Genomic DNA, 11537 nt, shown 5'->3' with positions numbered 1-11537 from the left:
CCCCGGGGCCCTGCGGCCCCGCGGCCACGGGCCGCACCCGTGCGGACGGGCCCCGCATGCACACCCCACCCGCCGGTGTGAAGCTGGCCGGTGTGACGACCATCGACACCGCGGGGCCGCCCGCCGCCGAAGCACCCGCCACACAGCCTCCCGTGCTGGACAGGCGCCGCCGCAACGTCGTCTTCGTGACGATCATGCTCGGCATGCTGCTGGCCGCGCTGGACCAGACGATCGTGGGCACGGCGCTGCCGACGATCGTGTCGGACCTCGGCGGCGCGGAGCACATGTCGTGGGTGGTCACCAGCTACCTGCTGGCGGAGACCGTCGCCACGGTGCTGGTCGGCAAGTTCGGTGACCTGTTCGGCCGCAAGGTCGTCTTCCAGGTGTCGGCGGTCGTCTTCATCACCGGCTCGTTCCTGTGCGGCCTGGCCTCGAACATGCTGCTGCTGATCTCCTGGCGGGCCATGCAGGGCATCGGCGCGGGCGGTCTGATGGTCACCGCGATGGCCCTGATCGCCGACGTGATCCCGCTGCGGGAGCGCGGCAAGTACCAGGGGGCGATCGGCGCCGTGTTCGGCGTCGCCACGGTGATCGGGCCGCTGCTCGGGGGCCTCTTCACCGACCACCTCACCTGGCGCTGGGCGTTCTACGTCAACGTGCCCATCGCGATCCTCGTCGTGGTGGCCGCGGCCCGCACGATCCCGGCGGTGAAGTCGCCGTCCCGGCCGGTCGTCGACTACCTGGGCATCGCGCTGGTCGCGATCGGCGCGAGCGCGCTGATCCTGGCGACGAGCTGGGGCGGCAACGAGTACGCCTGGGGCTCGCCGGTCGTCATCGGCCTCTTCGCCGGCGGTGTCGTGGCGCTCGCGGCGTTCTGCCTCGTCGAGACCCGGGCGGCCGAACCGATGCTGCCGATGCGCCTGTTCGGCAACCCCGTCTTCACGGTGTGCTCGATCCTCAGCTTCATCGTGGGCTTCGCGATGCTCGGCGCGCTGACGTTCCTGCCGACGTACCTGCAGTACGTGGACGGCGACTCGGCCACCGTCTCCGGCGTGCGCACCCTGCCGATGGTCATCGGCCTGCTGATCGCCTCGGTGTTCAGCGGCAACGTGGTGAGCAGGACCGGGCGCTACCGGATCTTCCCCATCGTCGGGTCGGCGGTCATGGGCGTCGGTCTGTACCTGCTCTCCCTGATGGACAGCGGGACCGGCGCCTGGCTCGCCTCGCTCTACATGTTCGTGCTCGGCGCCGGGATCGGGCTGTCCATGCAGGTGCTCACCATCGCCGTGCAGAACACCGTCGAGTACGCCGACCTGGGCACCGCGACGTCCGGCGTCACCTTCTTCCGTACGCTGGGCAGCGCCTTCGGCACCGCGGTCTTCGGGACGATCTACGCCAACACGCTGACGCCGAACCTGCGGGAGGGGGTCGCCGAGGCGGTCCGGGCGAGCGGCGCCGATCCCGCGGCCGTCTCCAGGGCCGCGACCAGCCCGGAGGGGCTGCACGACCTGCCGCCGTCGACGGCCGCGCCCCTCGTGGACGCGTACGCACAGACGCTGCAGACCGTCTTCCTGTGGACGGTGCCCGTCGCGCTGCTCGGTTTCCTGGTCGCCCTCTTCCTCAAGCAGGTGCAGCTGCGCGACAGCGCGCGGCTGGGCTCCGCCGATCTGGGCGAGGGTTTCGCGACCCCGTCGGCGGCCGGCAGCCGGCAGCGCCTGGAGGCCTCGGTCGGGAAGATCATCGGTGGTACGCGGCCCGACACCCTGCGCGGGATCGTCGTCGGGGCGGACACCCGGCTGGACATCGCGGGGGCCTGGGCGGTGATGCAGGTCGAGCTGTTCACCCGGATGGTCGGTCACGCGAGCCTCACGCTGATCGCCGCCCGTCGGCACCTGCCCCCGGAGGTCCTGGTGCCGGTCTTCCAGCGGATGGTCGAGGAGGGCTACCTCACCCGGGAGGGCAGTCTGTTCATGCACACCGAGGCCGGCGCGCGCGAGGCCCGTGTCATCGGTGAGGCGTGGGCCGGCTGGCTGGCGGACCGCGTGGAGCACGACCTCGGCCGCCCCTCGGACGACGAGCTGCGCGCCGCCCTCGACAGCATCGCCAAGCGCCTGCTGGTCGAGGACCTGTCCAGCGGTTCCCCGGCGGAGCCGCCCCGCAAGGCCCTGGCCGCGGCGGGCGCCGACAGCCGCTAGGGGCAGAACCGGGCCGCGGCACCGGCCCGCCGTGCGGCGTCAGCCCAGGGCGCGGTCCAGGTTGTACGCCGCGCTGATCAGCGCCAGGTGGGTGAAGGCCTGCGGGAAGTTGCCCTGCTGCTCGCCGGTGTGGCTGATCTCCTCGGCGTACAGGCCCAGGTGGTTGGCGTAGGTGAGCATCTTCTCGAAGGCCAGCCGGGCCTCGTCGAGCCGGCCGGCCCGGGTCAGCGCCTCGACGTACCAGAAGGAGCAGATCGAGAACGTGCCCTCCTCGCCGCGCAGGCCGTCGGGGCTCGCGTTCGGGTCGTAGCGGTAGACCAGCGAGTCGGAGACCAGGTCCTCGGTGAGGGCGTCGAGCGTGGAGAGCCACTTCGGGTCGGTGGGCGAGATGAACTTGGCCAGCGGCATCATCAGCACCGCGGCGTCGAGGACGTCGTCGTCCTCGTGCTGGACGAACGCCCGGCGCTTTTCCGACCAGCAGTTCTTCATGATCCGCCGGTAGATCGTGTCGCGGGCGCCGCGCCACCGCTCGATGTCCGCGGGCAGCCCCCGGCGGGCGGCCAGCCGGACGGCGCGCTCGATCGCCACCCAGCACATGAGCCGGGAGTAGAGGAAGTTCTTGCGGCCGCCGCGGGTCTCCCAGACGCCCTCGTCGGGCTGGTCCCAGTGCGCGCAGACCCAGTCGACCAGCGCGCAGATGTCGTCCCACTGGTCGCTGGAGATGGGCTGGGCCCACTTGTCGTAGAGGTAGACCGAGTCGATGAGCGCCCCGTAGATGTCGAGCTGGAGCTGGTCGGCCGCCGCGTTGCCGACGCGTACGGGGGCGGAGCCCTGGTAGCCCTCCAGGTGGGGCAGCTCCCGTTCGTCCAGGTCGGTGCGTCCGTCGATGCCGTACATGATCTGCAGGGGGCCCGTGGGGCGGCCGTCGCCGGGGCTGATGTGCCGGGCGGTGAAGGCCATGAACTGCTCGGCCTCGCTGGTGAAGCCCAGGCGCAGCAGGGCGTACACGCAGAAGGCGGCGTCCCGGACCCAGACGTAGCGGTAGTCCCAGTTGCGCTCGCCGCCGAGCTGTTCGGGCAGGCTGGTCGTGGCCGCGGCCACGATCGCGCCGGTCGGCGCGTAGGTGAGCAGCTTGAGGGTGAGCGCGGAGCGGTGGACCATCTCGCGCCACCGGCCGCGGTAGTTCGAGGCGGTCAGCCAGTCGCGCCAGAAGGCCACGGTGGCCCCGAACAGGTCCTCCGCCTCCGCGCGCGGGCAGCGGCGGGGCGCGATGTCGCCGCTGACCTGGTCGAGCGCGAAGACCGCGGACTCGCCCTCCAGGAGCTTGAAGTCCACGGCCGCGTCGAGCCCGTCGCATTCGAGGGGTTCCGTGCAGGTCAGCGCGAGCGACAGGTCCGCCGACTCGAAGACCACCATGTCGTCGTGGAGCCGTGCGGTGTGCGGCCGGGACCCGTACTCGAACCGGGGGGCCACCCGGGCGCGGAAGGGGACCGAGCCGCGTACGCACAGCACGCGGCGGATCAGCCGGTGCCGGTCCGCCTCGGTCGTGTCGCCGTCCACCGGCATGAAGTCCTGGATCTCGCCGACGCCGTCGTCGGTGAAGAAGCGGGTGAGCAGGACGTTGGTGTCCGGGAAGTAGAACTGCTTCGTCCGGGCGGGGACGGCGGCCGTCAGCTCGAACGAGCCGCCGCGGTCCGCGTCGAGGATCGAGGCGAAGACGCTGGGCGCGTCGAAGGAGGGGCAGCAGTACCAGTCGATGGTGCCGTCGGTGCCCACGAGGGCGACGCTGCGCAGGTCGCCGATCAGGCCGTGGTCGGCGATCGGGAGGTAGCGGGCGGACGCGGACGCCTGCGGCGGCTCGTGGCCGGGCGGTGGCTCGTGGCCGGGCGGCTGCGGTGACTCCTGGCCGGACGCCTCGGGCATGCGGCGGCCTCCCTGTCGCGGGGACGCGCTTCTGACGCTTTTCAGCGTAGGGCTCCGCCGGTTTCGGTAGTGGTGAATCCGCGGGTCCGTTTGGGCTGGTCGCGCCGTTCCCCGCGCCCCTTCGGGGGCGCGCCCCCCAGCGAGGGTGCGCTGCTCAGCGCAGGAGCAACTGCAGGCCGCCCAGGACCGTCGCCGCGATCACCAGTTGTTCGAACAGGCGCTGGTTGATGCGGTCCACCGCCCATCTGCCGAGGAGGGCGCCCGGGAGGACGAAGACGACCAGGGCCGCGTCCAGCAGGAGCGAGCGGCCGTCGATCAGGCCGAGGCCCACGCTGAAGGGGACCTTGGAGACGTTGACGATCAGGAAGAAGAAGGCGGAGGTGCCGAGGAAGCCGAGCTTGCGGAAGCCCGCGGACAGGAGGTACATCGACATCACCGGGCCGCCCGCGTTGGCGACCATCGTGGTGAAACCGCCCAGCACCCCGTACGAGCGGGCCTTGATCCGGCCGCTGCGGGTGGCCACCGCGTCGGGGTCGTCCTCCGTCTCGGCCCTGCGGCGGCGCCACACGGTGACCCCGGCCATCAGCAGCAGGATCACGCCGATCGACGTACGCACCATCGCGTCGTCGGCCGCCGTCAGGAACACCGTGCCGACGACCACGCCCGCCGCGACCGCGGGGAACAGCTTCCATAGCGTCGGCCAGTGCGCGTGCCGCCGGTAGGTGAGGACGGCGAGCACGTCCCCGGCGATCAGGATCGGCAGCAGCACCCCGGTGGACGCCCGGGCCGGCAGGACCGCCGCGAAGATCGCGAGGCTGACGGTGTTGGCGCCGCTCACGGCGGTCTTGGAGAAGCCGACGAGCAGGGCCGCGGCGGCGAGGGCGGCGAACTCCCAGGGGGTTACGTGCCAGAGCGTCATCGTGTCCATGCGGGGACCGATGCTATGCCCATCTGTCCGGTCATGGCAGGGGCGTCCCGCCGGGTGGGCGCCCCGGGCGTTTCCGCCGGTGCGGTCCGGGCACTCGGACGGGCGCGGATCGACGGACGGAAGGGACACCGATGGCCGACGCCCTGGAGCTCGACGCGCTGTGGGAGGAGTTCCACCGCGTGGTGAACATGACCTCGCAGGAACTGGCCGCCTGGCTACAGGTGAACGAGGCGTCCGAGGAGACGGTGCCGCCGCCGGAGCACGACGGCGCGCCCACCGGCGAGCACGTGCTGGCGATCCTGCAGAAGCGGCGCGTGGACCTCACCGACGAGGACCTCGACGTGATGTACGAGGTGGTCGACACCGTCACGGCCGAGACGGACGCCGGGACAGGGACCGGGACGGACGCAGAAGCAGGCGCCGGGGCGAGCGACGGGACGGGCTCCGGGGCCGCCTCCGAGGACGCGGCGGCCCGGCGCCGCAAGCGGCTGATGACGCTGGGCCACGACCCGTCCCGGGCGCCGGCGTGAGCGGTGGGGCGGAGCGGGTCCTGGCGGCCCTGGTCGCCGGGCACGGCCGTACGTTCGCCGAGGAGGCGGGCATCCGGCTGCGCGACACGCCCCAGCCGCTGTACCGGACCCTGGTGATGGCCTGCCTGCTCGGTGCCCGTATCCGCGGCTCCGTCGCCCTCGCCACCACCCGCGCCCTGTACGACGCCGGGCTGCGCGATCCCCGCCGGATGGCCCGGGCGTCCTGGCAGGAGCGGGTGGACGTGCTGGGCCGGGGCGGCTACCGGCGCTACGACGAGCGCACGGCCACCCAGCTCGGCGACGGGGCCGGGCTGCTGCTGGAGCGCTGGGGCGGTGACCCGCGCCGGATGCGGGAGGCCGCGGACGGCGACACGGACGAACTGCGGCGCCTGCTGCGAGAGCTGCCGGGGCTGGGCCCGGCGGGCGTCGACATCTTCCTGCGGGAGGTGCAGCGGGTGTGGCCCGAGGTCGGCCCCCGCCTCGACGCGAAGGCCCTGGAGGGCGCGGCCCGGCTCGGGCTGCCCGAGGAGCCCGGCCGGCTGCTGGAACTCGCCGGGGACACCGAGCCGGCCGTCCTGGCGGCCGCGCTGGTGCGGGCCGCGCTCGACAGGACGGTGCTGGACGACTGCCTGCGGCGGGCGGACGGAACGCGGTCCGGAACCGCCTGAGCCGTACCCGTACCTGTAGCCGTAGCCGTAGCCGTAACTGTCCGGGAGGGACGGCCGGCTCGGCTCACTCACCGCGGGCTCCAGCCCCATCCCCCGTCCACCGCCAGGTCGACGCCGTTGACGGCCGGGTTCCGCAGCAGGAGGTCCACCGCGTCCACCACGTCCCGCATCCGCGCGAGCCGTCCGGTGGGGGTCTGCGCGCGGTAGCCCTCCAGGACCTCGGCGGGCTTGTCCGCCCAGTACGGGCTGTCGCCGACGATGCCGGGATGGACGGCGTTGACGCGGACCGGGGCGAGTTCGGCGGCGAGGGTGCGCACCATCCCGGTGACGCCCGCGTTCACCGTCGCGACCGTGGTGGCGCCCTCGTAGGGCCGCTCCTTGGCCTGCCCGCCGAAGATCACGAGGGCGCTCTCGGCGGTCGGCGGCATCCGCGGCGCCAGCGTGTGGACGACCTCGGTGTACCCGACGAGCTTGAGGGTGACGAGGTGCAGCGCCGACTCGACGTCGTACCCGGCGACGGTGTTGCGGTCGCGCGCGACCCCGGCGAGGACGAGGTGGTCGACGCGCTCCACACCGGCCAGCGCGGGCCCGATCTCCTGCGGCCTGGACAGGTCCAGGGCGATGCCGCGCGCACCGATCTCCTTGGCGACCGTGCCGGCGCGGTGCGCGTCGCGGCCGGTGAGGACGACCTCGTCGCCGCGTGCCGCGCGGGCGCGGGCGAACGCGAGGCCGATGCCGGCCGTGCCGCCGATGACGACGACGCTGCTGCCATTACTGCCGGAACTACTGCTCACGGCTCCTCCTCGGGCGCACCCCGCTCACCGCCTGTCCTCCAGCACCCCGCGCAGGTGGTCCCAGTCCCGGGCGAACCGGTAGGAGTGCCGCGCCGGGGGCTGCGGCGCCTGGGTCTCCAGCCAGCGCACCGGTCCCGTACCGGCGTGGGAGAAGCCGTGCACGCAGCCGGCGCCCGCCCAGGCGGCGTCGCCCGCGGCTAGCCGGTACCGCTCGCCGTCGAAGGTGGCGTCCACGGTGCCCTCGACGATCAGGTACGTCTCCTCGAAGGGGTGGTCGTGCGCGCCCGCGACGCCGTCGGGCGCGTACTGCACCATGAACATCGTCGAGGCGACCGCGCCGAGGTCGGCGTCCACCATCGGCTTGACGGTGATCCCGCTGTAGACGAGCAGGGCGGTGCGCATGCTCGCCGACACCGCGAGCAGGTCCTGGGACTGCTTGCCCGGATCCATCTGGGCGGCCTCGAAGTGCCCGAAGGAGCGGGTGCGCGGGTCGCGCACGTCGATCCGGGACGGCGTACCGGCGGGCAGCTCCGGTACGGCCAGGGTGTCGTGCCCGTAGCGGGCCCTGGGGACCGGCGCGAGCATGTCGGCCCAGCGCGCGGCGCTGTCCCCGGCGCCGCGCCAGGCGTGCGGGACGCCCGTCGGCAGCAGCCCGTAGTCGCCCTCCTCCAGGAGGTATGAGCCCTCGGGCGTGTCCAGGACCACCGTGCCGGAGAGCAGGTGGAAGGACTCCTCGTAGGCGTGGACGTGTGCGCCGACCGTCCCGTCCGGCGCCAGTTCGCACAGGCCGAAGCCCGTGTGCACGGAGCCGTCCTCCTCGCCGACGACGCTGCGCCGCGTGAACCCCGCACAAGAGTAAGGAAGTTGGTGCGGGGCCGGGGCGGCGGACGCGAGGTCCGCCGCCCGGCGCACCACGTGACGGGTCATGCCGGCCGCTCCCCGCGGGCCTCGACGGCCGCCATGAGGCGGTCGCGGGACTCCTCGACCAGGCGCCGGGCCCGGGCGACGTCGGCGAGCAGCCGTCCGTCGCGCTTGCGCACGACGCCGTCGACGATGACGGTCTCGACGTTGGAGACGTCCGCGCTCAGCGTCACGGCGGCGACCGGGTCGACGAGCGGGGCGACGTTGAGGGCCGTCGCGTCGATCGCCACGACGTCGGCGCGCTTGCCGGGGGTCAGCGAACCGGTGCGGTCCTCGACCCCCGCGACGTGTGCGCCGTCGACCGTCGCGGCCACCAATATCTGACGCGCCGTCAACATGGTGTCGGGGACCGGGCTGTCGGTCTCCCAGCAGGCGGCGTTCACCCGGGCCCGTTCGGCGCCGAAGGCCGCGCGGATCTGGGTGAACATGTCGCCGGGCACGGTGGTGACGACGTCGATGCTCAGGGAGGGCCGCAGGCCGTGCTCGATCGCCTTCGCCAGGGGCGGCCAGCCGTGGCCCATCTGGGTCTCCACCTGCGGTGCGACGGAGACCGTGCCGCCGCTGTCGGCGACCAGCCGCCACTCCTCGTCGCTGAGGTGGCAGCAGTGCACATAGGTGGTGTCGGGGCCGAGCAGCCCCAGTCCGTGCAGCCGCCGCACCATCCCGAAGCGGCCGGCGAGCCGTCCCATGGCGACGTGCACGGTGAGCGGCAGGTCCAGCTCGCGGGCGAGCCGCCACTCCGCCTCGACGACGTCGTCGAGGCAGAACCCGGGTCCGCGGGTGGCGAGCCCCATGGTCAGCAGGCCCCCGTCGGAGGCGAAGTGCCGCTCGCGCACCCTGCGCACGTCGTCGCCGGGTATCGCGGTCTTGCTGTCGTACCAGTACTCGGCGAGGGAGGTGTTGGCGCTGCCGTACGCGTACTGGGCGCGGATGCCGGTCTCGGCGAGCGCCTGGACCGCGGCGTCGGGGTGCTCGGGGGTGTTGTTGATGTGGGACCAGTCGACGAGGGTGGTGATGCCGGCGTTGAGGCACTCCAGCGCGCCCGCCAGGTTGCCCGCGTAGACGTCCTCGGGGCGGTACACGGGCGCGAAGGTGTCCAGGACGTCGACGAAGTAGTCGTCGAGCGTGGCGTTCGGCGCGCAGCCGCGGATCGGGGTCTCCCAGGTGTGCCGGTGGGTGTCGACGAAGCCCGGCAGGACGATGCGGCCGGTCATGTCGAGCACGTCCGCGTCCGCCTCGATGCCGTGGGCGACCGCGGCTATCCTCCCGTCCTCGATCAGCACGTCGCCGTCGGGCAGGTCCCCGACGGCGGGATCCATCGAGAGCACGTGGCCCGAGCGCAGGAGCATCCGGTCGGTCATCGCCCCACTCGCCTCCCTGGTCTTTCGGTCTCCGTAGCGGTTTCAGTACGTGCTGAGGTCGCGGACCGTCGTGACGACCTTGTCGGCCGTCGGGACGACCTCCCTCTCCAGGGCGTCCGCGAAGGGCAGGGGTACGCATGCGGCGGCGACCCTGCGCACGGGGGCGTCGAGCAGGCCGAACCCCTCGTCGGCGACGATCGACACGAGCGTGCCGCCCCAGCCGCCCTGGTAGGGGTTCTCCTCGACGGTCACCAGCCGTGAGGTCTTCGCGAGGGAGCCGAGCACGGTCATCGCGTCGAGCGGCACGAGGCAGCGCAGGTCGATCACCTCGCAGCCGATGCCCTCCCCGGCGAGCCGTTCGGCGGCGGCGAGCGCGACGGGCACCGTCGCGGCGAGGGCCACGAGCGTGACGTCGTCGCCCTCGCGCACGACGGCCGCCTCCCCCAGCTCGACGACGTGGCCCGGCGGCGCGGGCGGGCCCTTGGCCGCGAACAGGGCCTTGTGCTCGAAGAAGACCACGGGGTCGTCGCTGCGGACGGCGGCCGCCATCATGCCGGTCACGTCGGCGGGCGTGGCCGGTGCCGCGATCTTCAGACCGGGGACGGTGAGCGCCCAGTTCTCGGCGGCCTGGGAGTGCTGCGCGCCGAAGCCGAGGCCGCCGCCGTTGGCCGTGCGCACCACCAGCGGCACGGTCACCTGCCCGCCCGTCATGTACCGCACCTTGGGGATCTCGTTGGCGAGGTAGTCCCAGCAGCAGGCGAGGAAGTCCGCGAACATGATCTCCGCGACGGGCCGCATCCCGGTCATGGCGGCGCCCATCGCGGCCCCGACGATGGCCTGTTCGGAGATCGGCGTGTCCCACACCCGCCGCGGCCCGAACTCCTCGTACAGTCCGGCGGTCGTCTTGAACACGCCGCCCGCCGCGCCGATGTCCTCGCCGAGGCACACCACCGCCGGGTCGCGCCGCATCTCCCGCGCGAGGCCCTCGGCGACGGCCTGCCGGTAGGTGGTCACGTCCGCCACCGGGCACCTCCGTCGGCCCACACGTCGGTCAGCGCCTGGCCCGGATCGGGCGCGGGCGCGTCCTTCGCCGCCTCCACCGCCGCCCGTACGAGGTCCGCGGCGCGCCCGTCGGCCGCGTCGACCTCCCCGGCGGGCACCCCGAGACCGGTGAGCCGGCCGCGTGCCACGTCGAGCGGGTCGTGCTTGAGCCAGCGCTCGACCTCCTCGGCGGGCCGGTACGCCGCCGGGTCGGCGCGGCTGTGGCCGAAGTGGCGGTAGGTGCGCGCCTCCAGCAGGCCGGGCCCGTCTCCGGCCCGGGCCCGGCCCGCCAGCCGGGTCACCGCCCCACGTACGGCGACCACGTCGTTGCCGTCGACGACCTCGCCGGGGATGCCGTACGCGGGCGCCCGGTCGGCCGCGGGGCTGGCCACGGCGGTCACGTCGGCGATCGGGGTGTACTCCATGTAGAGGTTGTTCTCGCAGACGAACAGCACGGGCAGGGTCCACACCGCGGCCAGGTTGAGCGCCTCATGGAAGGCGCCGATGTTGGTGGCCCCGTCGCCGAAGAAGGCCACGGCGATCTGCCCGGTCCCGCGCAGCCGGGCCGACCAGGCGGCGCCGACGGCCATCGGGAGGTGGGCGCCCACGATCGCGTACGAGCCGAGCATGTGGGCGGACGCCTTGGTGAGGTGCATCGAGCCGCCCTTGGCCCCGCACAGGCCGCTCGCGCGGCTCATGAGTTCGGCCAGGCACTCCTCGGGGGTCGCGCCGCGGGCCAGGGCGTGGTGGTGGCCGCGGTAGGTGGCGAACACGTAGTCGTCCTCGCGCAGGGCCGCGCTCGCGCCGACCGCCACCGCCTCCTGTCCCGCGGCGAGGTGGGTGGTGCCCTTCACCAGGCCGGACAGGAACAGGTCGTGCGCGGCCTGTTCCGTGTGCCGGACGACGGCCATCTGCTCGTACAGCGCGAGGAGTTCGGTGGCGTCCGGGTCCGCGACCGCCTCCCGGGCCCCGGTCATCGCCCGCCCCCGCCGCTCCCGCCGCCGGGGAGGGTGTCGCCCCTGCCCTCGGGGGTGTTCAGGTGCGACTGGGCCTCGCGGCGGGTGTCGAGCGCGCCGCCGGCGGGCCAGTACCTTCGGCCCGCCACCAGCAGTTCCTCCGCCGGGAACTTTGTGATCACCTCGCACCCGTCGGCGGGGACGACGACCTGCTCCTCCT

At 73.4% G+C, this 11537-nt stretch carries 10 protein-coding genes and 1 pseudogene; 3 read left to right on the top strand and 8 right to left on the bottom strand.

Annotated features, from left to right (window positions below):
- The first annotated feature begins 56 nt into the window (after positions 1–56).
- Positions 57–2195 carry an MDR family MFS transporter gene (locus FGF04_RS11675; protein ID WP_149511209.1) on the top strand — a complete coding sequence of 713 codons (2139 nt, stop codon included), beginning with the start codon at positions 57–59 and terminating at the stop codon, positions 2193–2195.
- Positions 2196–2234: 39 nt separating this feature from the next.
- Here FGF04_RS11675 and FGF04_RS11670 read toward each other — a convergent pair whose 3' ends face one another.
- Both FGF04_RS11670 and FGF04_RS11665 read right to left on the bottom strand, forming a co-directional pair.
- Complete coding sequence (locus tag FGF04_RS11670; protein WP_149511208.1) at positions 2235–4118, bottom strand: glycoside hydrolase family 15 protein; 1884 nt, start codon at positions 4116–4118, stop codon at positions 2235–2237.
- 154 nt (positions 4119–4272) lie between these two features.
- On the bottom strand, positions 4273–5046 hold the full coding sequence (locus FGF04_RS11665; protein WP_149511207.1) for a sulfite exporter TauE/SafE family protein: 774 nt from the start codon (positions 5044–5046) through the stop codon (positions 4273–4275).
- A gap of 131 nt (positions 5047–5177) precedes the next feature.
- On the opposite strand from FGF04_RS11665, the gene FGF04_RS11660 reads away from it, so the two are divergent.
- Positions 5178–5576 carry a DUF3140 domain-containing protein gene (locus FGF04_RS11660; protein ID WP_149511206.1) on the top strand — a complete coding sequence of 133 codons (399 nt, stop codon included), beginning with the start codon at positions 5178–5180 and terminating at the stop codon, positions 5574–5576.
- Positions 5573–6244 carry an endonuclease gene (locus tag FGF04_RS11655; RefSeq protein ID WP_149511205.1) on the top strand — a complete coding sequence of 224 codons (672 nt, stop codon included), beginning with the start codon at positions 5573–5575 and terminating at the stop codon, positions 6242–6244. The genes FGF04_RS11660 and FGF04_RS11655 overlap by 4 nt, the downstream gene beginning before the upstream one ends.
- A gap of 68 nt (positions 6245–6312) precedes the next feature.
- On the opposite strand, the gene FGF04_RS11650 is transcribed toward FGF04_RS11655, so the two are convergent.
- The 6 genes and pseudogenes from FGF04_RS11650 to FGF04_RS40005 all read right to left on the bottom strand — a co-directional run.
- Positions 6313–7038, bottom strand: a complete 726-nt coding sequence (locus FGF04_RS11650) for an SDR family oxidoreductase (RefSeq protein WP_149511204.1) — start codon at positions 7036–7038, stop codon at positions 6313–6315.
- A 24-nt stretch (positions 7039–7062) separates the two neighbouring features.
- Positions 7063–7965 (bottom strand): cupin domain-containing protein, encoded by a 903-nt coding sequence (locus FGF04_RS11645; RefSeq protein ID WP_149511203.1) that lies wholly within the window; start codon positions 7963–7965, stop codon positions 7063–7065.
- Positions 7962–9320, bottom strand: a complete 1359-nt coding sequence (locus FGF04_RS11640; protein ID WP_149511202.1) for an amidohydrolase family protein — start codon at positions 9318–9320, stop codon at positions 7962–7964. The genes FGF04_RS11645 and FGF04_RS11640 overlap by 4 nt, the downstream gene beginning before the upstream one ends.
- Before the next feature lie 42 nt (positions 9321–9362).
- Positions 9363–10343, bottom strand: a complete 981-nt coding sequence (locus tag FGF04_RS11635; protein WP_149511201.1) for an alpha-ketoacid dehydrogenase subunit beta — start codon at positions 10341–10343, stop codon at positions 9363–9365.
- Positions 10331–11338: a thiamine pyrophosphate-dependent dehydrogenase E1 component subunit alpha gene (locus FGF04_RS11630; protein ID WP_149511200.1), complete on the bottom strand. Its 1008-nt coding sequence runs from the start codon at positions 11336–11338 to the stop codon at positions 10331–10333. The genes FGF04_RS11635 and FGF04_RS11630 overlap by 13 nt, the downstream gene beginning before the upstream one ends.
- Positions 11335–11537, bottom strand: a pseudogene (locus tag FGF04_RS40005) (M24 family metallopeptidase); the annotation flags it as partial. The pseudogene FGF04_RS40005 and the gene FGF04_RS11630, both read right to left, overlap by 4 nt.

The organism is Streptomyces apricus, from assembly GCF_008369065.1.
GTDB classification, from domain to species: Bacteria; Actinomycetota; Actinomycetes; order Streptomycetales; family Streptomycetaceae; genus Streptomyces; species Streptomyces apricus.
Note: the sequence above shows the minus strand (reverse complement) of the source record. Positions and strands in the feature narration are given on the sequence as shown.